The sequence below is a fragment of the Mycobacterium saskatchewanense genome (genome assembly GCF_010729105.1).
GTDB classification, from domain to species: Bacteria; Actinomycetota; Actinomycetes; order Mycobacteriales; family Mycobacteriaceae; genus Mycobacterium; species Mycobacterium saskatchewanense.
In genome coordinates this window covers 1,066,876-1,092,267 of record NZ_AP022573.1, presented here as the reverse complement: position 1 = coordinate 1,092,267, position 25,392 = coordinate 1,066,876, and the positions used below count along the sequence as shown (strand labels likewise).

General features: G+C 69.2%; 19 protein-coding genes and 1 pseudogene. 10 read left to right on the top strand and 10 right to left on the bottom strand.

From position 1 onward, the window contains the following. Positions 1-267 precede the first annotated feature (267 nt). Both G6N56_RS05000 and G6N56_RS04995 read left to right on the top strand, forming a co-directional pair. Positions 268-699 (top strand): MmpS family transport accessory protein, encoded by a 432-nt coding sequence (locus G6N56_RS05000; protein ID WP_085254097.1) that lies wholly within the window; start codon positions 268-270, stop codon positions 697-699. After that, on the top strand, positions 696-3,641 hold the full coding sequence (locus tag G6N56_RS04995; protein ID WP_085254020.1) for an MMPL/RND family transporter: 2,946 nt from the start codon (positions 696-698) through the stop codon (positions 3,639-3,641). Before G6N56_RS05000 ends, G6N56_RS04995 begins: the two co-directional genes overlap by 4 nt. Here the strand turns inward: G6N56_RS04995 and G6N56_RS04990 are convergent. From G6N56_RS04990 to G6N56_RS04975, 4 genes are all read right to left on the bottom strand, one after another. Continuing rightward, entirely contained in the window at positions 3,629-5,107 is a 1,479-nt protein-coding gene (locus tag G6N56_RS04990; protein WP_085254019.1) for a precorrin-2 C(20)-methyltransferase, read from the bottom strand. The genes G6N56_RS04995 and G6N56_RS04990 overlap by 13 nt on opposite strands. Continuing rightward, positions 5,104-5,730 carry a precorrin-8X methylmutase gene (locus G6N56_RS04985; RefSeq protein ID WP_085254018.1) on the bottom strand — a complete coding sequence of 209 codons (627 nt, stop codon included), beginning with the start codon at positions 5,728-5,730 and terminating at the stop codon, positions 5,104-5,106. The genes G6N56_RS04990 and G6N56_RS04985 overlap by 4 nt, the downstream gene beginning before the upstream one ends. A gap of 4 nt (positions 5,731-5,734) precedes the next feature. Then, positions 5,735-6,847, bottom strand: coding sequence for a precorrin-3B synthase (gene cobG, locus G6N56_RS04980; protein WP_085254017.1), 1,113 nt, complete (start codon positions 6,845-6,847; stop codon positions 5,735-5,737). Between the two features lie 541 nt (positions 6,848-7,388). Then, positions 7,389-8,594 (bottom strand): IS30 family transposase, encoded by a 1,206-nt coding sequence (locus tag G6N56_RS04975; protein ID WP_163645198.1) that lies wholly within the window; start codon positions 8,592-8,594, stop codon positions 7,389-7,391. Between the two features lie 126 nt (positions 8,595-8,720). On the opposite strand from G6N56_RS04975, the gene G6N56_RS04970 reads away from it, so the two are divergent. Further along, positions 8,721-9,392 carry an alpha/beta hydrolase family protein gene (locus tag G6N56_RS04970; RefSeq protein WP_085257405.1) on the top strand — a complete coding sequence of 224 codons (672 nt, stop codon included), beginning with the start codon at positions 8,721-8,723 and terminating at the stop codon, positions 9,390-9,392. 3 nt (positions 9,393-9,395) lie between these two features. Then, positions 9,396-12,968 carry a cobaltochelatase subunit CobN gene (cobN, locus tag G6N56_RS04965; RefSeq protein ID WP_085257373.1) on the top strand — a complete coding sequence of 1,191 codons (3,573 nt, stop codon included), beginning with the start codon at positions 9,396-9,398 and terminating at the stop codon, positions 12,966-12,968. 21 nt (positions 12,969-12,989) lie between these two features. Here the strand turns inward: cobN and G6N56_RS04960 are convergent, their stop codons facing one another. Genes G6N56_RS04960 through G6N56_RS04945 form a run of 4 tightly spaced genes read right to left on the bottom strand, consistent with a single transcriptional unit; the run spans position 12,990 to position 16,845 of the window. Next, positions 12,990-13,793: an SDR family NAD(P)-dependent oxidoreductase gene (locus G6N56_RS04960; RefSeq protein ID WP_085257372.1), complete on the bottom strand. Its 804-nt coding sequence runs from the start codon at positions 13,791-13,793 to the stop codon at positions 12,990-12,992. 27 nt (positions 13,794-13,820) lie between these two features. Next, positions 13,821-14,414, bottom strand: a complete 594-nt coding sequence (locus G6N56_RS04955; protein ID WP_085257371.1) for a TetR/AcrR family transcriptional regulator — start codon at positions 14,412-14,414, stop codon at positions 13,821-13,823. A 56-nt stretch (positions 14,415-14,470) separates the two neighbouring features. After that, entirely contained in the window at positions 14,471-15,616 is a 1,146-nt protein-coding gene (locus G6N56_RS04950) for a sulfotransferase family protein (RefSeq protein ID WP_085257370.1), read from the bottom strand. Then, a complete protein-coding gene (locus G6N56_RS04945) occupies positions 15,613-16,845 on the bottom strand; it encodes a DUF1214 domain-containing protein (RefSeq protein WP_180150478.1) in 1,233 nt (410 codons plus the stop codon). Before G6N56_RS04945 ends, G6N56_RS04950 begins: the two co-directional genes overlap by 4 nt. Before the next feature lie 266 nt (positions 16,846-17,111). On the opposite strand from G6N56_RS04945, the gene G6N56_RS04940 reads away from it, so the two are divergent. Further along, complete coding sequence (locus tag G6N56_RS04940) at positions 17,112-17,498, top strand: PPOX class F420-dependent oxidoreductase (RefSeq protein WP_085257369.1); 387 nt, start codon at positions 17,112-17,114, stop codon at positions 17,496-17,498. Between the two features lie 3 nt (positions 17,499-17,501). Then, entirely contained in the window at positions 17,502-18,365 is an 864-nt protein-coding gene (locus G6N56_RS04935) for a type 1 glutamine amidotransferase domain-containing protein (RefSeq protein ID WP_085257368.1), read from the top strand. Positions 18,366-18,412: 47 nt separating this feature from the next. On the opposite strand, the gene G6N56_RS04930 is transcribed toward G6N56_RS04935, so the two are convergent. Beyond that, positions 18,413-19,114, bottom strand: a complete 702-nt coding sequence (locus G6N56_RS04930) for a dienelactone hydrolase family protein (protein ID WP_085257367.1) — start codon at positions 19,112-19,114, stop codon at positions 18,413-18,415. Positions 19,115-19,187: 73 nt separating this feature from the next. Here G6N56_RS04930 and G6N56_RS04925 point away from each other — a divergent pair, with 73 nt between their 5' ends. The 3 genes and pseudogenes from G6N56_RS04925 (at position 19,188) to lnt (ending at position 24,269) form a co-directional block, all read left to right on the top strand. Continuing rightward, positions 19,188-19,700 (top strand): FxsA family protein, encoded by a 513-nt coding sequence (locus tag G6N56_RS04925; RefSeq protein WP_085257366.1) that lies wholly within the window; start codon positions 19,188-19,190, stop codon positions 19,698-19,700. Positions 19,701-19,809: 109 nt separating this feature from the next. Further along, positions 19,810-21,342: an amidohydrolase gene (locus tag G6N56_RS04920; protein ID WP_085257403.1), complete on the top strand. Its 1,533-nt coding sequence runs from the start codon at positions 19,810-19,812 to the stop codon at positions 21,340-21,342. Continuing rightward, a pseudogene (gene lnt, locus G6N56_RS04915) lies at positions 21,335-24,269 on the top strand (apolipoprotein N-acyltransferase). The gene G6N56_RS04920 and the pseudogene lnt overlap by 8 nt, the downstream one beginning before the upstream one ends. Here the strand turns inward: lnt and rbpA are convergent. Continuing rightward, positions 24,247-24,582, bottom strand: a complete 336-nt coding sequence (rbpA, locus tag G6N56_RS04905) for an RNA polymerase-binding protein RbpA (RefSeq protein WP_007170328.1) — start codon at positions 24,580-24,582, stop codon at positions 24,247-24,249. The pseudogene lnt and the gene rbpA overlap by 23 nt on opposite strands. Positions 24,583-24,704: 122 nt before the next feature. Between rbpA and G6N56_RS28520 the strand changes: the two genes are divergently transcribed. Further along, entirely contained in the window at positions 24,705-25,097 is a 393-nt protein-coding gene (locus G6N56_RS28520; protein WP_085257363.1) for a hypothetical protein, read from the top strand. Positions 25,098-25,392: the final 295 nt, after the last annotated feature.

Sequence of the window (25,392 nt, the reverse complement as noted above, 5' to 3'; positions counted from 1 at the left end):
AACCCTCAACGGTTGACGCGCGGCATTCGCGGGTAGCCGACCGGTCACATCGCCGGCTGCGGCTCAGCAAAGTGGAAGCTTTCCGAGCGGTCATCCAACGCGTAGAAAATACCCTAGGGGGTATGGTATATCTGGTTAGGCGAGCGCCCCGCCGGCGCGTTGAAGCCGGGAGGCTACCGGTGCGACGTCGAAGCGCTCTACCGGACGTCGCCGCGTGGTGGTGACACTGCGCTCGAAGGACCGGACTACGAGCGAAGGGAAGCGACGGTGTTGACCTTTCTCAAGAAAGCGTGGGTGCCCCTCGTTGTGGTGGCCGCCGTGGCTCTCGGTGCCATCGCCGTTGACCGACTCCGCGGCGTCTTCGGTTCCGACGAGATCTTCACGGCGACCGGGAGCAGCGCCGAACCGCTGGAGCCGTCCCACATCAAGCGGGTGACGTACGAGGTGTACGGCCCGGGCGGCACGACGGGAAGCGTGAGCTATCTCGACAAGAACGCCGTGCCCCAACAGGCGGAGTTCACCACGCTGCCCTGGACCTACACGATCACGACGACGGTTCCGGCCGTGATCGCCAACGTGGTGGCACAAGGCGACGGTGACAATATCGGGTGCCGCATCACGGTCAACGACCAGCTGAAGGACGAGCAATCCGCCGCCGGGCACCACGCCCAAACGTCGTGTCTGGTGAAGGCCGCATGAGCACCGACACCGACGCGCGCCCGAGGTTCATGCGGTTCGTCCGCAGGTTCGCGGTGCCGATCATCATCGGGTGGCTGCTGCTGACCGTCGCCGTGAATGTCCTTGTGCCACCGATCGAATCGGTCGCCAGGAACCACGCCATGACGATGTCACCGCAAGATGCCCCGGCGATGATCGCCGCAAAACGCATCGGCGAGAAGTACCGCGAGTCGGATTCCGACAGCATCGCGATGATCGTCCTGGAGGACGACAAGGACCTAGGCGGACAGGCGCACCGCTACTACGACGGCCTGATCGGCAAGCTTCAGGCGGATCCCAAACACGTGCAGCACGTCCAGAACGTGTGGGGCGATCCGCTGACCGCCGCCGGCGTCCAGAGCCGCGACGGCAAAGCCGCCTACGTGCAACTCAACCTGGCCGGCAACCAGGGCAGCACCCTGGGCAACGAGTCCGTCGAAGCCGTGCGGGAGATCGTCGACCGCTCCGTGCCCCCCAAGGGGCTCAAGGTGTACGTCACCGGCCCGGCGGCGCTGACCAAGGACATGAACGAGGCCGCCGACAAGAGCATGTTCAAGATGATGGGCGTTACCGGCGTCGTCATCATGATCATGCTGTTCATCGCCTACCGCTCGATCAGCACGGTGCTCCTGGCCCTCGTCATGGTCGGGTTCGAAATGGGCACGGCGCGAGGGCTGGTCGCCATCCTCGGCAACTACAACCTGCTGGGGTTCTCCACGTTCGTCGTCGCCATGCTGTCCTCGCTGGCGATCGCGGCGGGAACCGATTACGCGATCTTCCTCATCGGCCGCTACCAGGAGGCCCGGCAAGCCGGGCAGGACCGTGAAGCGGCCTACTACAAGATGTTCCGGGGGACGTTCCACATCATCCTGGGTTCCGGGTTGACGATCGCGGGAGCCACCTTCTGCCTGCACTTGGCTCGCCTGTCGTACTTCAAGGCGCTCGGCATTCCGTCCGCGCTGGGCCTGCTGGTCGTCGTGGCGGGGGCGCTGACGGTGGCTCCCGCCGTGGTCGCCGTGGCCAGCCGGTTCGGCCTGCTCGATCCCAAACGTGTTGTGAAGGTTCGCGGTTGGCGCCGCATCGGCACCGCGACGGTGCGCTGGCCGGGCCCGGTGTTCGCGGCGTCGCTGGTGATCGCCGTCATCGGCATCCTCATCATGCCGAGCATGAAGGTCAGCTACAACGACCGGTTCTACATTCCGCGCAGCCTGCCGTCGAACGTCGGATACGCCGCCGCCGAACGCCATTTCAGCGCGGCCACCATGAATCCCGACATACTCATGATCGAAAGCGATCACGACATGCGCAGCACCGGCGACATGATCGTGCTCGACCGGATCGCCAAGGACGTCTTCCGCGCACCGGGAATCGCCATGGTGCAGAGCATCACCCGGCCCCTGGGCGGACCCATCGAGCACACATCGATACCCTTCCAGATCAGCGCGCAGTCGATCCCCATTCAGGAGAACCTGCGCTTCATGAACGACCGCGCGGCCGACATGCTCAAGATGAGCGACGACCTCGGGGCCATGATCGGCGCGATGCAGCGAATGCAGGGGCTGCTGGGCCAGATGAGCGGCAGAACGCATCAGATGGTTGGCGATATGCACGACATGCAGTCCACGCTGGACGAGATGCGCGACCATCTAGCGGATTTTGACGATTTCGCGCGGCCGTTGCGCAGCTATCTCTACTGGGAGCAGCACTGCTTCGACATCCCGGTCTGCTGGGCGACGCGGTCGGTGTTCGAGGCGATCGACGGCGTCGACAAGTTCAGCGAGAACATGACCGCCCTCATCAAGGACGTCAACAACGTCGACGCGATCATCCCCCAGATGCAGGCGCAGTTCCCGCCGATCATCGCCGTCGCCACCTCCATGCGGGGCACCCTGCTGACCATGCACAGCAGCTTCTCGGGTCTGATCACGCAGATGGCTCAGATGACCGACACGGCGAGCGCGATGGGGCAGGCCTTCGACGCGTCGCGCAGCGGCGACTACTTCTACCTGCCGCCGGAAGCCTTCCAGAACCCGGACTTTCAGCGCGGGCTGAAGCTCTTCCTGTCGCCCGACGGCAAGGCCGCACGGTTCATCATCACCCACGACGCGGATCCAGCCACCCCGAAGGGTATCGCGGCGGTGACGCCCGAACTCAACGCGGCGCATCAGGCGGTGAAGGGCACGGCCCTGACCGACGCCCGGTTCTACCTCGCCGGGACGGCCGCCATCTATCGGGACATCCAGTCCGGGTCGCACTACGACCTGCTGATCGTGGGAATCGCGGCGCTGACGCTGATCTTCGTCGTGATGGTGATGATCACCCGGGCGCTGGTCGCGTCGCTGGTCATCGTCGGGACGGTGCTGCTGTCGCTCGGCGCGGCGTTCGGCCTGTCGGTGTTGGTGTGGCAACACATCCTGGGTCTCGAGTTGAACTGGATCGCACCGGTGTTCGGGCTGATCATCCTGCTGGCGGTCGGTTCGGACTACAACCTGCTGCTGGTCTCGCGATTCCAGGAGGAGATCGGCGCCGGCTTGAGGACGGGCATCATCCGCTCGATGGGGGAGACCGGCGGCGTCGTCACCGCGGCGGGCCTGGTGTTCGCGTTTACCATGATGTCCATGGCCGCCAGTGACCTGCGGTCGATCGGTCAGGCGGGCAGCACGATCGGGCTCGGCCTGTTGTTCGACACGCTCGTCGTGCGGTCGCTGATGACACCGTCCATCGCGGCGTTGCTCGGACGCTGGTTCTGGTGGCCCCTGAAAGTCCGTCCGCGCCCGGCCAGCGCCATGCTCCGGCCGTTCGGTCCGCGCCGGTTGGTGCGTTCACTCCTGCTCGGTGAGGAGGCCGACGCGGCTACCGCCCCGCTCGCAGCGGACCGCCCAGGGGCTCCCCAGCCGGTGCCGGTAGGCGTTCAGCCGGGGTAGTGCCGCGGGGTGAACACCTGGTCGCCGGAATCGCTTGCGTACCACTGTGTTTGGGAAGAGCCGACAATGAGCAGGCACCGCATGTCCACGTCGGCCGGATCGAGGTCGGCCAGCCGCACCACGCGGACGTCCTCGTCGGGTCCCGACACGTTGCGGCCGATCACCACCGGCGTGCCCGGCTCGCGATGGGCCAGTAGCAGGTCACGCATCGCGCCGACCTGCCAGGTGCGGGTCTTCGAAGCCGGGTTGTAGATGGCCAGCACCAGATCCGCGGCGGCGGCCGCGGATACGCGCGCCGAGATCACCTCCCACGGCTTGAGCCGATCGGACAGGGAGATCACCGCGTAGTCGTGCCCGAGGGGGGCGCCGACGCGGCTGGCCACGGCCTGCGCAGCGGTCATCGCGGGGATCACCCGGATCCGCACCCCGGGCCACTGCTTGGCCTCCTCGAGAACGGCGGTGGCCATCGCGAAGACACCCGGATCGCCGGACGACACCACCGCGACGGCGTGCCCCTGCTCGGCGAGGGCGCAGGCCAGCCGCGCCCGGGCGGGCTCGTCGGTGTTGTCGCTGGGATGACGGCGCTGGCCCTCCCGCACGGGGACGCGGTTCAGGTAGCCGTGGTAGCCGATGAGATCGGTCGCGGCGGCCAGTTCCCGCCGGCTCTGCGGTGTCATCCAGTCGTTGTCGCCGGGACCCAGGCCCACCACCGCGACGGTGCCGGCGGTGGACCGCCGATCGCGCCGACGGCCGCCGGGCAGCATGGCCAGCGAGAAGTACGGCACCCCGGCCTCGTCGACGTCCGCGGCGGGCAGGACGCGCTGGCCGGCCGTGCTGGCGCGCTCGACGTAGAACGCGTCGCCGAGCTGTCCGGATGCCGAAAGCGCCTCCCGCACATTGTGATACGAACGACCCAGTTTGAGCACCACGGCGGCGTCGGCGTCGGCGAGCCGGCGGGTCAGTTCGGCGACGGGCAGGGTGCCCGGCAAGATCGAGAGCACCTCGTCCCCGGCCACCAGCGGCGTCGCGACGGCGGCGGAGGCGGCGCTCACCGACGTCACGCCCGGCACGATCACGGCGTCGAACCGCTCGGTCAGCCGGGTGTGCAGGTGCATGTAGGAGCTGTAGAACAGCGGGTCGCCCTCGGCCAGCAGCGCGACGTCGCGGCCGGCGTCGAGGTGTGCGGCGATGCGCCCGGTGGCATCGGCGTAGAAGTCCTCCAGCGCGCCGGCGTAGCCGCCGGGATGGTCGGTGCCCTCGGTGGTGACCGGATAGACCAGGTGCTCCTCGATCTGGCCGGCCCTCAGGTACGGTTCGGCGATGCCGCGGGCGATGCTGCGGCCGTGCCGGGCGCTGTGATAGGCCACCACGTCGGCCTGACCGATCAGTCGGGCGGCCTTGACGGTCACCAGCTCGGGGTCGCCCGGCCCCAGCCCGACCCCGTAGAGGGTGCCCCGGTCGGTCATTCCCGCTCGCTCGCGATCGCGTTGACGGCGGCGGCGGCCATGGCGCTGCCGCCGCGGCGGCCCCGCACCACTAGGTAGGACATCCCGCGCGGACGGTCGATGAGCTCCTGCTTGGACTGTGCCGACCCGACGAACCCGACCGGCCCGCCGAGCACCGCGGCCGGTGGGGCGACGCCGTCGTCGAGAAGCTCGAGCACGCGGAACAGGGCGGTGGGCGCGTTGCCGATGGCCAGCACCCCGCCGGGCAGCCGGTCGGCCCACAGGTCGACGGCCGCCGCCGAGCGAGTGGTCTGGCGGAGCGCGGCCTGCTCGGGCGCGCGCGGATCGGCCACCAGCGACACAACCTCGTTGTCCGCGGGCAGCCGGGCTGCGGTGATCCCGGCGGCGACCATCGACGAGTCGCACAGCACCGGCGCGCCGGCGCGCAGCGCGGCGCCGGCCCGCGCGACCACGTCGTCGGTGTAGGCGACGTGCTCGGCGACGTCGACCTGCCCGCAGGTGTGGATCAGCCGGACCACGACCCGCGCGACGTCCTCGGGGAATCGCGCCAGGTCCGCCTCGGCGCGAATGGCCGCGAACGACTGCCGGTAGATCTCGGCCGCGTCGCGGATATAGTCGAGCACCCGCTCACCCTAAAGGCTGGTCGCCGCGCCTTCGATATCCCCGTCCCGTAGCGACCAGCACCTCACCGGCAAGCGGGCTGCCGCACGCCCGCTCGCAGCCGACGAAGTGGCGGTGCACCGCGGCCCGGGGGTCCAGCGCCTGCGCGGCGTCGGCCCGTACGTCGGCGACCGAATGCGCGCACCCGGGGCTACCCGTGCAGGCGCTGACACCCAGCCACGGGGAGTTCTCGTCGAAGACCAGGCCCAACGGCGCCAGCACCCGCAGCGTCACGTCCGCGACGCCCTCGTCGAGGTCGCACAGCAGCACCGACCGCCATGGGGTCACCACCAGCGGGGCCTCGACGGCGGCCAGGTATTCGGCCACCTGCGCCGGCAGCACGCCCAGCGGCACCGCGGCGCCCAGCGTGACGCCGCCGTCGTCCTGGTCGATCCACCCGACGGGGCCCCTGGTGACCGTCGGGAAGGCCGTCGCACTCAGTTCGGCGCCGGGCAGAACACGGCGGACGTCGTCTAATTCCTCTATACGCCAGGCGCTTCCGCGCGCGGCGACGAAACGCACCGCGACATCCGTCATCGCCTCGATCACCTCGCCGGGGGCCAACCGGACCCCGGTGTCGCGCCCGGCCAGCAGCAGGGCGCAGCCGTCGTCGAGCACGTGCGCGCCGACGTCGGCCCGCAAGCCGGAGACGTCGGCGCGGCCGTCGTCGAGGCTGAACCAGAACCGGCCGCCCAGCCCCGCGAGCCGGGGTTCGGCGCGGACCGCCGCGTCCAGCTCGCCGACCCATCCGCGAACGTCGCGCTTTCCGCCGGACCGGCCTGTCAGCGGAGACGCGACGATGTTCCGGACCCGCTCGTGCGTCACGGACGGCAGCAGCCCGGCGGCCGCGATCGCGTCGGCGGCCGCGGTCGTGTCGGTGATCCCTCGCAGCTGCACGTTGCCGCGCGCGGTCAACTCCAGCGTCCCTGATCCCAGTTCACCCGAGACCCGGGCGAGCGTGGCGAGCTGGGCGGCGGTGATCATGCCGCCGGGCAACCGGACTCGCGCCAGGGCTCCGTCGGCGGCCTGATGCACCTGCAGCGCGCCGGGGCACGCGTCGGTGTCGCGCGATCTGGCCATGAGTCCACGGTACGGCTCTAATCCGCGACCATGACCGGGGGCGAACATAGGTGGATTTGCATATTCTCCCGGGGGCGCCGCGGCGGTAGCGTCTGGTCAGGCTCATGGTGGACGAGGCATCGGCCGACGGCCCGACGGCGTACCGCTCGATGGGCCCGCATTCGCGATCGGCAACCAGTCGCTGATACCGATCGCCGAGGACCAGGCCGACTACGCGATGTGGTGGATCGAGCGGCTGCGCGACGGTTCGATGCGCGCCGTAGCGCCGACCGAGGCGGCCACCAAGGAATACAACGAGGCCATGAAAGCCGCGATGCCGCAGACCATTTGGGTCACCGGCTGCAGCAGCTGGTACCTCGGCAAGGACGGGCCGCGCGAACTGTTCCCTGGACGCCGGAAACCCACCACGCGCTGTTGCGTCGGCCCGTACTCGCGACTTCGACGTGCGCACCGCCCGAGGGGCGGCCCTTCTTACTGCGCCGAGCGTGAAGTGGCGGCGACATTTCGCCCTCAAAGTCAAGTGGTTAGTGCAACAGGGTGTTCAGGCTGCCTGCTCGAGGAGGGCTGCCAGCCGCTGAGCTGGCGTGTCGAGGTCGAGGGTGGGTCGAGGTCGTCGGTTAAGGGTGTCTTGGATGCGTTTGAGGTCGGCTGGGGTGTAGCCGCTGAGATCGCTGCCCTTTTCGAACCAGAACCGCAGCAGCCGGTTGGTGTTCTCGTTGGTGCCGCGCTGCCAGGGCGAATGCGGATTGCAGAAATACACCGGAGTTTTTAGCTGGAGGTGGATGTCTTTCCAGCGGGCCATCTCCGAGCCGCGATCCCAGGTGATCGAACGGCGTAGATGCTCGGGCAATTGGCTCATCGCGGCGATCATCGCGGTAGATACGGTCTCGGCGGTGTGGTCGCCAGGCAGGTGCAGCAGCAAGGTGAACCGGGTCGTGCGTTCGACCAGGGTGCCAATAGCGCTGTTGTTCGGGCCGACGATCAGATCACCTTCCCAATGCCCGGGAACCGCCCGGTCTTCGGCTTCGGCGGCCCGCTCGGCGATGGTGAACTCCTCACCGCTGCTGTAGACCCCGCTGCGGCTATCGACGTGACCGCGCGACTTGCGGGCCGGCCGCTTAGTGGACAAACACCGGTGCAGATCAGCGCGCAGACTGCCACGGGTCTGCACATACAGGCATTGGTAGATGGTTTCGTGGCTCACTGTTGCCAGCTTGTCATCGCGATGATCGCGGGCCAACACATCAGCGATCAGTTTCGGGCTCCACCCCTGGTCCATCCAGGCCTCGATCGCTGCGCATAACGGGTTGTCAATGAGCTTGAAATTCTTCGGCCGGCGAGCCTTCTCAGCGGCCCGCGCATGAGCCATCAGGGCGTGGTAATCCCCGTCGGCGTTGCGATTACGCCGCGTCTCGCGGTAGATCGTGGATCGGTCGCGGTCGAGCCGCTCAGCGATCTCGGCGTCACTGAGGCCGGCATCGCGCGCACGCATGATCTCGACACGTTCTTCGACACTGAGCCGATGACCTCGGCCACCGGGCAACGACATGTTGCCCGGTTGGAGTAGACCACGTCGACCCCGTCCGCCAATCTGCACCTTCATTGCCCCAGCCTTGCGCCACCACGCTGCCCCGACGTTGCGCGACACGCCCAGCTGCCGTTCGGCCTCCCACACCGACGTTCCCGAGCAGACGAGATCAAAAAACAGCCAGCGCAACTCCCGCGGAGCCCGATATCCAGTCGGCATTGCAACCTCCAAAACTAGGGATGTTGCACTGACCGTATGAATCTGCCGCCGATTTTTTCGCCCTGGTTGCACGTTCGGCGCGCGGTTCACGATTGGGTCCGCCCCAGCCGGGGCACACTCGTGGCCGTGGAGACGCAGGAGTACGCCCCGGGGCGTCTGGTCGATGTCTACGGCGAGGCGGCGCGGCCGACGGTCCTGATCTGGCACGGCATGCAGACCAACGCGCGCGCGGCCGTCGGGCCGCTGGCCGGGCTGCTCGCCGGCCACGGCCTGGCCGTGGCGGCGCCGGACTGGAACTCCCACGCCGACGACGGCGGGCGCGCGGATCTGCTGGGATCGGTGGAGTTCACCCGCGGGCGCGCCGGCGACGGCATCGTGCTCGTCGGGTGGTCTCTGGGTGGCGCCGCGGCGGCCGGATTGACGGTCGACGCGGACCGCTTCGGCATAACGCTGCGGCACACGGTCTGCCTGGCGGGGGCGTTCATGGCGCCCGATCCCATCTCGGACCGGCCCGTGACGGGCGGGCTGTCCGCCGACCGCGTCGGTCCGCCGTTCACCCTGCTGCACGGTCTCGACGACGACGTCGTGCCGGTGAGCGCCAGCCGCGAGTTCGCCGCCGACCTCCGGCGGATCGGCTGGCCGGTGGAGGTGGTCGAGCTGGTCGCCGACCACGGGTCGATCGCCGGCGCCGACTACGACGCCGCCGCCGACCGCTACGTGCCGGGGACCAGCGAACCCGCGCGGCGTGTGGCCGCCGAGGTCGCCGAGCGCATCGCGGCGACGCTGCGGTACGAATGATGGGTGGCTGACCCGACCATCCTGCTGCTCTCGACCTCCGACACGGACCTGATCAGCGCCCGTTCCAGCGGCAAGAACTATCGGTGGGCCAACCCGTCGCGGCTGTCCGAGGAGGAACTGCCGGACCTGCTCGCCGACGTCGACGTCGCGGTCGTGCGCATCCTCGGCGGCTACCGCGCCTGGCAGGGCGGCATCGACGCGGTGATCGCCAGCGGCGTGCCGACCGTGCTGGTCAGCGGTGAGCAGGCCGCCGACGCCGAGCTGACCGGCCTGTCTACGCTCGCGGCCGGCATCGCGGTCCAGGCGCACATCTACCTGGCCCACGGCGGCGTGGAGAACCTGCGTCAGCTGCACGCCTTCCTGTCCGACACGGTGCTGATGACCGGGTTCGGGTTCAGCCCCCCGGTGGTCACGCCGACCTGGGGCGAGCTGGAGCGGCCTGCGAGTACCGTCGACGGCCCCACCATCGCCGTGCTCTACTACCGCGCGCAGCAGCTGGCCGGCAACACCGCCTACATCGAAGCGCTCTGCCGCGCGATCGAACAGGCCGGCGGGCGGGCGCTGCCCGTCTATTGCGCGTCGCTGCGCACCGCCGAACCCGCACTGCTGCAACGACTCGGCGACGCCGACGCCATGGTGGTCACCGTGCTGGCCGCCGGGGGCCTGAAACCCGCGACCGCGTCGGCCGGTGGCGAGGACGACAGCTGGAACGTCGAACACCTTGCGGCCCTGGACATCCCGACCCTGCAGGGCCTGTGCCTCACCAGCCCGCGCGCCCAGTGGGCCGCCAACGACGACGGACTCAGCCCGCTCGACGTCGCCACCCAGGTGGCGGTGCCGGAGTTCGACGGCCGCATCATCACGGTCCCCTTCTCGTTCAAGGAGATCGACGACGACGGGCTCATCTCCTACGTCGCCGACCCCGAACGCTGCGCGCGGGTGGCCGGCCTGGCGGTCCGGCACGCCCGGCTCCGCCACGTCGCGGCGGCGGACAAGCGGGTGGCGCTGGTGTTTTCGGCGTACCCCACCAAGCACGCCCGCATCGGGAACGCGGTGGGGCTGGACACCCCGGCGAGCGCGGTCGCGCTGCTGCGCGCGATGGGCGAGCGCGGGTACCGGGTGGGGGATGTGCCCGGAGTCGAGGCCGGCGACGGCGACGCGCTGATCCACGCGCTGATCGAGCGGGGCGGACAGGACCCGGACTGGCTGACCTCAGAGCAGTTGGCCGGCAACCCCATCCGTGTTTCTGCCAAGGACTACCGGGACTGGTTCGCCGCCTTGTCGGCCGAACTCACCGACGCGGTGACCGAGCACTGGGGGCCGCCGCCCGGCGAGCTGTTCGTCGATCGCACGAGAGACCCCGACGGCGAGATCGTCATCGCCGCAATCCAATCGGACAACCTGGTGCTGATGGTGCAGCCGCCCCGCGGCTTCGGCGAGAACCCCGTCGCCATCTACCACGACCCCGACCTGCCGCCCAGCCACCACTACCTGGCCGCCTATCACTGGCTCGACGCCGGGTTCGGGGCGCACGCGGTGGTGCATCTCGGCAAGCACGGCAACCTGGAATGGCTGCCGGGCAAGACCCTGGGGATGTCCGCGGCCTGCGGGTCCGACGCCGCGCTGGGCGACCTACCGCTGATCTACCCGTTCCTTGTCAACGACCCCGGCGAGGGCACCCAGGCCAAGAGGCGCGCGCACGCCGTGCTCGTCGACCATCTCATCCCGCCGATGGCGCGCGCCGAAACCTACGGCGACATCGCCCGTTTGGAGCAGCTCCTCGACGAGCACGCCAACGTGGCCGCGCTCGACCCCGCCAAGCTGCCCGCGATCCGCCAGCAGATCTGGACGCTGATCCGGGCCGCCAAGATGGACCACGACCTCGGGCTCACCGAACGGCCCGAGGAGGACTCGTTCGACGACATGCTGCTGCATGTCGACGGCTGGCTCTGCGAGATCAAGGACGTCCAGATCCGTGACGGGCTGCACATCCTGGGTCAAAAGCCCACGGGCGAAGCCGAACTGGATCTCGTCCTGGCAATTCTCCGGGCCCGCCAGCTGTTCGGCGGCGAACACGCCCTTCCCGGCCTGCGCCAGGCGCTGGGTCTGGCCGAGGACGGGACGGACGACCGGTCGTCGGTCGACGAGACCGAGGCCGCCGCGCGGGAACTCGTGGCGGCGCTGCAGGCCAGCGACTGGGACCCCGGCGCCGCCGACCGCCTCACCGACAACGCCGACGTCGCCGCGGTGTTGCGGTTCGCGGCCACCGAGGTGGTACCCCGGCTGGCCGGCACGGCCTCGGAGATCGACCAGGTGCTGCGCGCCCTGGACGGCCATTTCATCCCCGCCGGCCCGTCGGGCTCGCCGCTGCGCGGCCTGGTCAACGTGCTGCCCACCGGGCGCAACTTCTACTCCGTCGACCCCAAGGCTGTGCCGTCCCGGCTCGCCTGGGAAGCCGGTGTGGCGCTGGCGGACTCGCTGCTGACCCGCTACCGCGACGACCACGGGCGGTGGCCGCAGTCGGTGGGTCTGTCGGTGTGGGGCACCTCGGCCATGCGCACGGCCGGCGACGACATCGCCGAAGTTCTTGCGCTGCTGGGCGTTCGGCCCGTGTGGGACGACGCGTCGCGGCGCGTCGTCGACCTCGCGGCTATCCCGCTGGCCGAGCTGGGCCGTCCGCGCATCGACGTCACCGTGCGGATCTCGGGCTTCTTCCGGGACGCCTTCCCGCACGTGGTCACCATGCTCGACGACGCGGTCCGGCTGGTCGCCGATCTGGACGAGCCCGCCGACGACAACTACGTGCGCGCGCACGCCCGGGCCGATCTCGCTCAACACGGTGACGAAAGGCGATCCACGACAAGGATATTCGGCTCCAAGCCGGGAACCTACGGCGCGGGCCTGCTGCAGCTGATCGACAGCCGCAACTGGCGCGACGACGCCGACCTGGCGCAGGTATACACCGCGTGGGGCGGATTCGCCTATGGTCGCGACCTGGACGGCCGCGAGGCGGTCGACGACATGAACCGCCAGTACCGGCGCATCGCGGTGGCCGCCAAGAACACCGACACCCGCGAGCACGACATCGCCGACTCCGACGACTACTTCCAGTATCACGGCGGGATGGTGGCCACGGTGCGCGCGCTGACGGGGCAGGCGCCCGCCGCCTATATCGGCGACAACACGCGACCCGACGCGATCCGCACCCGCACGCTGTCGGAGGAGACCGCGCGGGTGTTCCGCGCCCGCGTCGTCAACCCGCGCTGGATGGCGGCGATGCGCCGGCACGGTTACAAGGGTGCATTCGAGATGGCCGCGACGGTCGACTACCTGTTCGGCTATGACGCGACCGCCGGGGTGATGGCCGACTGGATGTATGAGCGGCTCACCGAGAGTTATGTGCTGGATCCCGAGAACCGCAAGTTCATGGCCGAATCCAACCCCTGGGCGCTGCACGGCATGGCCGAGCGGTTGCTGGAGGCCGCCGGCCGCGGCATGTGGGCCAAACCGGAGCCGAAGACCCTGGACGGGCTGCGGCAGGCGTTGCTCGAAACCGAAGGCGATCTGGAGGGCTGAGCAGGGTCGGCGCGGGAGGTATCAGATGAAGTCCGACCCGCCATCCACGTTGACCATGGCCCCGGTGACGTAACCGTTTCTCCGCGACGCCAGGTAGGCGGTAATGGAAGCGACCTCCTCGGGAAGGCCGGCACGTCCGAGGTCGCACGGTTGGTGAAAGTTGTTGTCGATCCAGGTCATGACGTCCACCGGATCGGTGGCGTCCAGCCCATCGGCGGCCAGGATGTCCTTCAGCTGCTCGGTGAAGCTGGCAGTCACGATCGTTCCCGGGCAGACGCAGTTCACCAGAATGCCGTCCCTGGCAAGGCTTTTCGCAAGATTCTTGGTGACGCTGGCCAGTGCCGCCTTCGCCGCCGTATAGGCGACGATGCGCGGGTTCTGCCGCTGAATCGAGTGCGCGGACAGCGTCACGATGCGGGCCCAATCCGCGGAGCGTAATAAGGGCAGTGAGGCGCGAACCGACCGCACGGCAGACATCGTGCCGAGGGTGAACGCCTCTGCCCATTGCGTGTCGTCCATCTCCTCGAAATAGCCATCACCCGGGCCAATCGTGTGGACCAGGCAATTGAGCCGACCCCAACGCTGCGACACTGCGGCGAAACCATCGGCGATGGACGAGGCATCGGCCATGTCTACGCTGATCCCGATCGCGTCCGGGGCGCCGGCCTCGCGCAGCGATGCCGCGGCGGCATCCAGCGCGCCCTGGCTTCTGGCCATCACCGCCACGCTGGCTCCCTCGGCCGCCAGGGTTTCGGCGATGGCGAGCCCCATTCCCTTGCTGCCGCCCGTGACCACGGCCGTCGATCCGGCAAGACCCAGGTCCATCGACGTCTCCCTCTCGTTGTTGTCGTTTCAGAGCGAAACCCCGGCGATCGTCTCCGCTGCCACGCCCAGCCCGCCCAAACAGAAACGCAGCGCGAGTTGGCGAACCTTGTCGCGGTCGCAATCGCCGGTCGTCCACTGCCGCTCGATGCCTGCCCACACCACGGCGTGGATGGCGTGCGCACCGTCCAGCGGATCGATGTGATGGAACACTCCCTGCCGCAGGCCCCGTTCAAGTGCTTCGCTGAGCGGCTTGAGCAGCTGTTCGTAGGCCGGCCGCACCAGCTGAGGGGAGGCGAACATCTGGGATTGAGCCTCCAGCGACACGCGGCGCAAATCGGATTCGACGTGATCGTCGAACGCCAAGTCGAGTCGCCCGTCGATCCACGCCGCCACCGCCTCGATCTCCGTGGTGGTGGCGGCCATTCGGTGCCGTAACCGCCGTTCCTCGGTGCGTGCCATCGCAAAGAAGAGTGCGGCCACCAGTTCGTCCTTGGAGGCGAAATGCCGATAGAACGCGCGGGTGCCCAATGCGGCTCGGTCCAGCACCGCGGCAATGCTCAGGCCTCGAAACCCCTTCTCCCGCAGTGTTGTTGACGCCGCAGTCAGGATCTTGCGGCGCACCGCCGGGTCTGGAGGTAGTTTGTCGCGTCGCCGTCTGCGCTGAGGGTCCACGGGGGTCAGGCCGTCGCATCGTAGGCGGCAAGGTAGTCCGAGAACCGCTCGCGAACGCCTTCGGGTGTCAGGCCGTAGTCTGCCAGGTCATAGTCGTGCGCACCGTGCGCGCCGGGCCGGTGCGTTTGGGCCCACTGCCTGACCGATCGCCGGGTCGCGTCGGTGAAACTCAGTCCGAGGAGCTCATAGCTTGCCTGTAGGGTGCGTACCGGATCGGTTTGCAAATCCGCGAACGACACATCCGCGAATCGGTCGTCGCCCGCCCGGCTGCGGAAACCCATCGCTCGCCGAACCGCTTCGACCCAGCTGTCGACCTGCTCGGCGCCCAGCTCCGCGGCGTCGTTGTGGTCGCTGCTCCAGCTGCGCACGTACCGGATCAGGCTGCATACCGACGCCATCACCTTGGCCGGATCGCGATGGCTCCACAGGAATTTCGCGTTCGGATAGGCCTCGACGAGCGCGTCGAGCGCGAACATGTGCACCGGCGTCTTGAGGTGCCACAGATCCGGTGGGCAATGCCATTGCAACACTTTGAGCACCCGGCGGTGAAAGGTATAGGTCTCGCGCATGTCACAGTCCATCAGCCACGCCAAATACCCGGGTGCGCGAACGGCGCCGTCGAAATGGAAGGTACGGAAGCTCATTCCCATCAGGTCCTGGCATTCCGTCGGGGCCGTTGGCTCCGAGTTGTACAGCGCTTTCATCAACGGAAACATCTCGTCGAGCATCTTGAGGCCGGCCTCGGCCTGGGCGATCCGCGGATCGGTGTGTTGGGTGGCCGCATCCGGTGGCGGGGTGGGTGCTTGAGATTCCCACATCCGTAGCGACCGGAACTGAGGGTCTGCAGCCACCAGTTGGCTCAGCGCGGTGGTCCCCGTGCGTGGTAAGCCGATCACAAAAACCGGGCCGCCGATCACCTCCTCGTCGATCTCCGGATGCTGGGTGTAGGTGTCCTCGATCTTGAGGCGCTGGATGAGGGCGTTGCTGATGGTGGCATGCTGGATTACCCTGCCCGTCTCGTTGAGATCCGCCTCGGTGTTCAACGCCTCGACGATGCGCTCGAGTCCCTCCCGATAGTACGGCGAGCCGAAATCCTCGAGACCGGTTGCGGCGCAGGCGCCGTCTTCCAACTCGTCAGCGTCGAACGTCATGGTCCGAACCTTTCGCGCACGGCGCGGCGGCGCGCCGCGAGGATGAATTTCCGCGCTTGGGAGGTGATCGTTGCTGTGTCCGATGGCAACTCCGCAGCCAGGTCGTCGAACGGCACCACCCGCGTCGCCGGTGTGGGGGCGGACTTGGTCCGCACGCAGCGCAGGATGATCGGACCGTTGCTGTATCCGGCGGTGTCGAGCCAGTTCGCGACACCGGGGTCACGAGCACACAGCACCACACGCACCAATCCGTCAGAATCCGCGACAGCCTGATGGGCGTTCAGGCTCGACTGGTGGCGCCCGTAGTGAATAGTCTCCCACCACGGGTTGCCGATCGAGAAGCTCCAGTAAATCCCTTCGGGCGGTTCAACTTCGACGATGAGTGCTTCATCGGGGCGCAGCTCCCACCGACCGATTACCGGCTTGTTCTCCGCGGCCGCGCCGATATCGCTGCGGTCGATCGGCGGCAGGAAACCGTTGGGTGGCGGTGCGGCACCGAACTGCAGAAAAAACGCCAGGTTGTCATGGACGAAGTCGCCGAGGGCGACCAACTGCCGCGACAGCGCCACGTCCGCGTCGACCGACGGGGCGGCCGTGCCCACCGCGTCGCCGAGGCGTTCGATGTGCAGCGATGATGCCACCTCGGCATCCCAGTCATAGAAGAAATGCCGCACCGTCAGTGTTGGATGGTCACCTTCGATGCGCATCCAATTCCCCGACCGCTCATCGGCTGACAGCACGACCTCAAAGTTTCCGTCGGCGTCCACGTCGAGCTCATCCACCAGCGCGTTCGCAGTTGCCACGATGCCATTCATCGTCTGCAGCCCGACGTAGCGTGCGGTGCCGCGATTCCCGAACAGTCGGTAACTCTCCGCCCCGCTGAGCACGGCGCGGGTGTATATGCAGTCCGGACACTCCATTCCCCAGGTCACCAGGTCATCGGTGCTGGTGCGTTGCACGCAGAGGTCCGGATCCGGATCAAACCGCAACACCTCGTCGATACCTGCGGTAAGCAACACGAGCAGGTGCCGCATACCCGCGGCGAGATCGACTCGATTTCGGTTCGCCGGGTCGGATTCGACAATCTGCGCGGCCTCGTGGAGCCGGGCCAACAGATGCGACCACGCCTGGGACAGCTCGAGGTTGCCGGGCTCGCGCGGCGAGGGCGACAGGGCCGCCTCGGCGATCGCGAACGGCAACCACGCCAGCGGCTTCGTTGCATCGCTCACGTTTCGGTCGGCCCTCTGCGGTCAGTGCCGGGGCACTCTAGGTGAAAACACGGATTTCGGTTAATGTGACGACTATTGCAGCAGAGGGTCGGAAACGTCAACGCCCCGTTCGCAAAAACCGCGGCGCACCGCACGGCATGGCCGAACGAGCCGCTCGAAGCGGCAGGTCGGCAGGCGCGCGAGCGCAAATCCTGACGGGGCCGCGCCAGGCGCGCTGCTGGAAACCGAGCGTGATCTCGAGGGCCACCCTGCCGTAGGTTTGGACCGTGACGCCCACCTTCGCCGACCTCGCCAAGTCGCAATACCTCCTGCTGACCACATTCACCAAGGACGGCCGGCCCAAGCCCACGCCGATCTGGGCCGCCGCCGATGCGGATCGTCTCCTGGTGATCACCCAGGAAAAGTCATGGAAGGTCAAGCGGATCCGCAACTCACCCCGTGTCATGCTGGCCACCTGCACAATGGGGGGCAAAGCGACCAGTGAGGCCGTCGAGGGCACCGCGGCCGTCCTCGACAAGTCGCAGACGCCCGCCGTCTACGACGCGATCGGAAAGCGGTACGGCATCGTCGGCAAGGTGTTCAACTTCGTCAGCAAGCTGCGTGGCGGTATGGACAACAATGTCGGCCTCGAGCTGCGAGTGGCCCCGGCCTGACCGATGGGCACGGTCTTGATTCCGATCCCCGACCGTGACTTCGACCCGACCGAGGTCGCGGTCAGTTGGCGAGTCCTGACCCGAAACGGCCACCGCGTGGTCTTTGCGACCGAAGCCGGCCGACCCGGGCGCGCGGACGACATCATGGTGACCGGCCGGGGATTGGACGTCTGGTCAAAACTGCCGGTGCTAGGTTCCGTCCCGGCGGTGGGGTTGGTGCTGCGCGCGAATCGGGAGGGGCGCAATGCCTACCGAGACATGCTGCAGTCGGCGGATTTTCAGCACCCGACGGCGTGGGCGCAAACCACCCTCGATGGCATCGATGCGTTGCTGTTGCCCGGCGGGCACCGCGCCCGCGGAATGCGCGGCTACATCGACAGCGACCTATTGCATCGGCTGGTCGTCGAGGCGTTCGAGCGCGGGGTGGTCGTGGCCGCGATTTGTCATGGCGTGTTACTGGCGGCCCGCAGCGTCGATCCCCGCACGGCCCGCTCCGTGCTCTATGGGCGCAGGACCACGGCCCTGACGTGGGCCATGGAGCGGCTGGCCTGGCGGCTCACCCGATTCACCCGAATGTGGGATCGCGACTACTACCGGACCCACACAGAAGCGCCCGGGCAGCCGGCCGGCTACATGTCGGTGCAGTCGGAAGTGACCCGCGCGCTTGAGCGTCCGACCGATTTCTGTGACGTCGTCCGCGGGTCCCCGCACTGGTGGCTCAAGTCTTCCGGCCTGGTGCGGGACACCGCGACCGACTCGCGGCCGGCGTTCGTCGTCGACGATGGCGACTATTTGTCGGCGCGGTGGCCGGGGGATACGCACACTTTCGCGACCGCGCTGTCGCGGAAGTTGAACGAATCCGGTTAGACGGCAAGGGTATTCCGCTCGCCCTGTCGCAGAAGCCCGGCTTTCGGCTACGCCGTCGCCCCCAGGTGCTCGCCGAAGAACGCGAAGACGCGGTCCCAGGCGTCCTCGGTGGCCGCGTGGTCGTAGCCGAACCCCGCGATCCGGGCCAGCGGCTGGCCCGGCAGGTCGTTGGCGAAGCTGTGCCCGACGCCGGGGTAGACCTTGATGTCGGCGGTGATGTTGTTGCGCGCGGTGACCTCCCGCAGGCGCTCCGGCGCGCCGCGGCCCAGGGGATCGCGGCCGCCGAAGCTGGCCACGATCGGGCACGCCCCGTCCAGCGTCTCGCTGAGGTGGCGGGGCAGGGGAGTGCCGTAGAACGGAGCCGACGCGCCGAATCCCCTGGGCGACATGACAAGCGCGTACTGACCGCCCATGCAGAACCCGGCGATGCCGACACGCCCGCTGCACTCCGGCATGGCCAGCAGGTGGTCGCGGGTGGCCAGGATGTCGTCGAGGGCGCGCCCCCGCTGGGTCATCAACTCCCGCATCACGCGGCTGATGCAGCGGATCCGGCCGCCGCGGGCGTACAGGTTCGGCGTGACCGCCAGGTAGCCCGCCCGGGCGATGCGGTCGTTGGTCGCCTGCTTGTCCGGTCCGTAGCCGATCAGGTCGTGGATCACCACCACACCCGGCCACGGCCCCGTTCCCGCCGGGGTGTTCAGCAGCGCATCGATCGGCCCGTCGGGGGTGTTGATCTGAATCGTTGTCATAGCGTCATCTAACTGCAGCGTCGGCGGGCGCCACCAGGGGAACTCGGGGCCTGGCCGCGAACGTTGGCGTGACATGGTTTGGCGGCTGTTTCTCCTTTATGCCCTCGTCGAGCTCACGGTGGTCGTCGCGCTGGTGTCGACGGTCGGGTGGGGCTGGACCCTGCTGGTGCTGTTGGCCACCGCCCTGCTCGGGTGGGGCATCCTGGCGCCCATGGCCGGCTCACACCTGATCCACCGGATCGGGCAGTTGCGCTCCGGGTTGAGTGAAAGACGGACGCTGGCGAGTGACGGCGCCATGCTCACGCTGGCCATGGGACTGGTCATGGTGCCCGGCATGGTCACCACCGCGCTGGGCCTGCTGCTGCTGGTCCCGTCGGTGCGCGCGGTCGCGGCCCCCGCTCTGGCGTCGTTTGCCATCCGCGGCCTGCGCGGGCGCGTCCCGCTGGTCACCTACGCGACCGCGTTCACGACCGCGCCCCGGCGCGGTGACTTCGGGGACCGTCGCGACTACATCGACGGCGAGGTTATCGACGTGTACGACGCCGAGCCGCCCGCCCTGCCGAATCGCTCGCCGGACCGACCCTGACGGGTGGCCCACGTAGTTTTGGCCTGTGAGCCTGATCGAGACGAGCGCCGAGACCACCCTGTTGGTCAACGGGCGGGTGCACAGCCCGGCGCACCCCGACGCGACCGCGATGGCGGTGCGCGGCGACGTGGTCGTCTGGCTGGGCAGCGACGACGTCGGCCGCGGCCAGTTCCCGGGCGCCGGTGTCGAAGACCTGCAGGGCGCCTTCGTTGGGCCCGGCTTCGTGGACAGCCACGTCCACGTCAGCGCGATGGGGCTGACGCTCAGCGGGCTGGACTTGCGCCCGGCGCGATCGCGCGGCGAGTGCCTGAGGATGCTGGCCGACCACGCGGCCGCCCACCCGGACCGACCGGTGTGGGGGCACGGCTGGGACGAATCGGGATGGCCCGAGAACTCGCCGCCGACCACCGCCGACCTCGACGCCGCGCTCGGTGACCGGCCCGCCTACCTGACACGCGTCGACGTCCACTCCGCGCTCGCCTCGACGGCGCTGCGGAGGCTGGCCCCGGACCTGCCGGCGGCTGCCGGCTTCAGCGCCGAGGAGCCACTGGCCGGCGACGCCCACCACCTGGTGCGCGCCCTCGCCCGCGACCTGCTGACGCCCGAGCAACTCGCCGACGCCCGGACCGCGGCGCTGCACGCGGCCGCCGCTTCGGGGATCGTCGCGGTGCACGAATGCGCCGGCCCGGAGATCGGCGGCCTCGAGGACTGGCGGCGCCTGCGTGCCCTCGATCACGGCGTCGAGGTCGTCGGTTACTGGGGGGAGGCGGTGACCACCCCCGAACAGGCCCGCGCCCTGCTCGACGAGACGGGCGCGCGGGGGCTGGCCGGCGACCTCTTCGTCGACGGCGCGCTCGGTTCCCGCACCGCCTGGCTGCACGAGCCCTACGCCGACGCCCCCGACCGCGTCGGCACCTGTTACCTGGACCCCGACGCCGTGGAGGCCCATGTGCGGGCGTGCACGACGGCCGGGGTGACCGCCGGCTTCCACGTGATCGGCGACGCCGCGGTCTCGGCCGCGGTTGCCGCCTTCGAGCGGGTCGTCGACGACCTGGGCGTGGGGGCCGTGGCCCGCTGCGGGCACCGCCTCGAGCACGTGGAGATGGTCAGCGCCGAGCAGGCCGCCAAGCTCGGCGCCTGGGGCGTCATCGCGAGCGTCCAACCCAACTTCGACGCCCTGTGGGGCGGTGCCGACGGCATGTACGCGCGGCGGCTGGGCGCCGAACGAGGCCTCCGGCTCAATCCGCTCGCGCTGTTAGCATCCCAAGGCGTGCCCCTCGCGCTCGGTACGGACGCCCCCGTGACAGGCCACGACCCGTGGGCGAGTGTGCGCGCGGCGGTCAACCACCGTACCCCCGGCAGCGCCGTCTCGGCGCGCGCCGCGTTCGCGGCCGCCACCCGGGGTGGCTGGCGGGCGGCGGGCGTCCGCGACGGCACCGCGGGCACCCTGGTTCCGGGCGCGCCCGCCTCCTACGCCGTGTGGGACGTCGGCCCCCTCGAGGTCAGCGCACCCTTGGACGGGGTTCAGCGGTGGTCCACCGACCCCCGTTCCCGGGTCCCGGCCCTGCCGCCGCTCGGCCCGACGGACGCCTTGCCCCGTTGCCTGCGCACGGTGCACCGGGGCGCGGTGATCTATGGCTGACGAATGGCTGCCGGGACGCACCGGCGGCGACCCGATCAGCGAGGAGGCCGAGTCCGAGCGCGACGAGGAACCCGCCGAGGTCAGGGTCGAGCCTGAACCGGACCAGGGCGATGAGGGGACGCCCAAGGATGCCGCCTCACCGGCGCGAGCGGCGCGACGTGCCGCCGCGTCCGTCAGCGCCGCGGTGATCGCGCGGCTGCCCGGGGTGTGGGCCACGCTGCGGCCGCGCCTGCCACGGTTGGTGCTGGCCGTCGGGGCCGGCTTGCTGCTGTGCGCCAGCTTCCCGCCGCTGAACTGGTGGTGGGCGGCCGTCATCGCCGCCGCCCTGCTCGCGTGGGTGCTGACGCACCCCGCCACGACCGTCGCGGGTGGCCTCGGCTATGGATTCCTGTTCGGGCTGGCGCTGTACGTCCCGCTGCTGCCCTGGATCAGCAACCTCGTGGGTGCCGCGCCATGGCTGGCGCTGTCGACGACGTGCGCGCTGTTTCCCGCGGTGTTCGGACTGTTCGCGGTCGTGGTGCGGCGGCTGCCCGGCTGGCCGATCTGGTTCGCGCTGGTGTGGGCGGCCCAGGAATGGCTGAAGTCGATCCTTCCCTTCGGCGGGTTCCCCTGGGGGCTGGTGGCGTTCGGCCAGGCGCAAGGCCCGTTGCTGCCGCTCGTGCAGCTCGGCGGCGTAGCGCTCCTGTCCACCGCGATCATGCTGGTGGGATTCAGCGTGGCGGCGATCGGCCTGGAGATCGCGAAGTGGTGGAACACCGGACACGCGGCGACGCGCGAGACCGGCGCCGCGGCCGCGACAGCCGACTCGCCGCCGCCCGCCGTGGTGCTGCCCGGCGTATGCATCTGCCTGGTGTTGCTCGCCGCGATCGTCGTCTGGCCCCAGGTGCGGCACGCCGGCATGGGAAACGGCGGGGAACAGTCGGTCACGGTCGCCGCGGTCCAGGGCAACGTGCCGCGGCTGGGCCTGGACTTCAACGCCCAACGCCGCGCCGTCTTGGACAACCACGTCCGGGAGACCCTGCACCTGGCCGAGGACGTGCGCGCCGGCGTCGCACCCCAACCGCAGTTCGTGATCTGGCCGGAGGACTCGTCGGACATCGACCCGTTCGTCAACCCCGACGCCGCCCAGCAGATCGCACAGGCCGCGGCGGCGATCGGAGCGCCGATCCTGATCGGCACGGTGCTCGACGTCCCGGGCCGCCCACCGCAGGATCCGGCGTATACCAACACCGTCATCGTGTGGAACCCCGTGACGGGGCCGGCCGACCGTCACGACAAGCAGATCGTGCAGCCGTTCGGCGAGTACCTGCCGATGCCGTGGCTCTTCAAGCACCTGTCCGGCTACGCCGACCGGGCCGGCCACATGGTGCCCGGCGCCGGCAGCGGCGTCGTGCACATCGCGGGGGTGCCGGTCGGGGTGGCCACGTGCTGGGAGGTGATCTTCGACCGCGCCCCGCGGCAGGCGGTCCGTAACGGCGCGCAGCTGCTGGCCGTGCCGAGCAACAACGCCACCTTCAACAAGACGATGAGCGAACAGCAGCTGGCGTTCGCGCAGGTGCGTGCCGTCGAGCACGACCGCTACGTGGTGGTGGCGGGCACCACCGGGATCAGCGCGGTCATCGCGCCGGACGGCGCCGAGCTGGTGCGGACCGACTTTTTCCAGCCGGCCTACCTCGACATCCAGGTGCGGCTGAAGACGAAGCTGACGCCGGCGACCCGGTGGGGCCCGATCGTGCAGTGGGCCCTGGTCGCGGCGGCCGCGGGGGCCATCCTGGCCGGGATACGGCACAATAGGTCTTTCTCGGGTTCCTCCTCGGGGTCTTTTCCGGTGTGGTTCCCGCGGCCGATTCGTCGTAGGGCCCGGCGCCGGGACGACGCCGAAGACGCCGGTGCGCCGCCCGACCAACCGCGTGCTGACGACGGTGGCACGGAAAGGGCGAACGGAACCGCGCCCGACGGGGGCGGCGCGGACGACCTGCGGGGGAGTTCGCCCGACGGCGGCCACGACGGCCTGGAGACAATGCAAGACAGCCCGCCCGAGGAGGGCGGCCGACCCGATTTCGGGCGACACGGAGGAGCTACATGACCAGCGGCAAGCCGGCACCCCGGATTCCGGGCGGCATCCCCAACCAGCCCAGCCAGCGGACCTTGGTGATCATCCCCACCTACAACGAGCGGGAGAACCTGCCGGTGATCCACCGCCGGCTCAAAGAAGCGTGCCCCAACGTCCACCTGCTGATCGTCGACGACAGCAGCCCCGACGGCACCGGCGAGATCGCCGACGAACTGGCGGCGGCCGATCCGGGCCGCACGCATGTCATGCATCGGACCGCCAAGGATGGCCTGGGTGCGGCCTACCTGGCGGGCTTCGCCTGGGGTCTGAGCCACGACTACTCGGTGCTCGTCGAGATGGACGCCGACGGCAGCCACGCCCCCGAACAGCTGCACCTCTTACTCGACGCCGTCGACGCCGGCGCCGACCTGGCCATCGGTTCGCGCTACGTCGAGGGCGGCAACGTCCGCAACTGGCCGTGGCGGCGCTGGGCGCTGTCCTGGACGGCGAACACCTACGCGCGGCTGGCGCTCGGCATCGGTGTGCACGACATCACCGCCGGCTACCGGGCCTACCGCCGCGAGGTCCTCGAGGCGATCGGCCTGGACGCGGTGGACTCGAAGGGCTACTGCTTCCAGATCGACCTGACGTGGCGCACCGTCTGCAACAGGTTCACCATCGTCGAGGTACCGATCACCTTCACCGAGCGCGAACTGGGCGTCTCCAAGATGAGCGGATCGAACATTCGCGAGGCGCTGGCGAAGGTCACCCGATGGGGTGTCGAGGGGCGGCTCAACCGCGTCCGAGCCGCCCGCGCTCACGACCACGCGTAGGCGCGGTGGGCGGCGAGGTCAGCCGCGGCGGCGGGTCCTGATGATCTCGAGGCGCTCCTTGAGCAGCTCCTCGAGCTCCTCGACCGAGCGGCGCTCCAGCAACATGTCCCAGTGCGTCCGCGGCGGCTTGACCTTCTTCGGTTCCGGCAGGTCACCCTCGATCAGGGTGCCTTCCATGCCGTTGCGGCACAGCCAGGTGCCGGGAATCTCGGCGTCGTCGGCGAACGGGACTTCGAACTCCTCGCCGTTCTCGGTGCGATACCGCGCGATCTGCCGCGGCGCGAGGTCGTGGTTGCGGTCGGTCTCGTAGCTCACGGCCCCAAGGCGACTGCCTCTCAAGACGCGATCAGCCATGTGTGCTACTCCTCTGGGTCTTTTGAGCCTGGCGGCCCCGTATTGCAAATCTTCGTTAACTCAACGTTACGACACCCTGGGTAGTTCCCAGGAAACGAGCGGTGTGTGCGACGCGACCATCGATGATACCGGGATCGAGGAGCGCTCCGGCTAAAGTCGGCGGCGTGACTCGCCGCGCCCAACCACAGCCATGCCGGTGGTGTGGTCGTGACGTGAGCGACGCCGGAATGGGGCGCCGCCGCCAGTACTGCCGGCAGTCGTGCCGGCAGCGGGCCTACGAGCAGCGGGCCTCGTTCAACCGTGCTGGAGCGACCGACCTGCCCGCCGATGCGGTGGTGTTGTCCGCCGACGACGCCGCCGACCTGTCGGACCGGGTCTACCAGGTCCGATGCGCGGCGGACGACGTCGCGACCGCGCTCGACGAAGGCGCAGGGCCGGCCGAACTCCGCGAATTGTGCGACGTGCTGGTCCGCGCCGCCCGGGCCGCCGACGGCTGGCGCCGGGCGGGTGTTTGACCCTGCCGCCGCCGCCGTCCCTCATGCGCATCATCACCGTCGATCCGGAGCCGGGTACAGTCGCGCCATGGACGACAGGCCGGGTGAACCCAGGGCTACGTGCATGGCGCCCCGCGTGTCTCGCATTCTCGAGCCGGTCCTCCTCTAGCAGCTGGGAGTATCGGGCGTTTTGAAATCGTGCCGGAGTTGGCGATACTCACCAGCGAACTTGTGTCGAAGAGCAGCATGGCGCTCGTCTCCGCGACGGCATCGCCACATGCAACAAATTCCGTGACTCGGCGAGGTCCGCACCCGG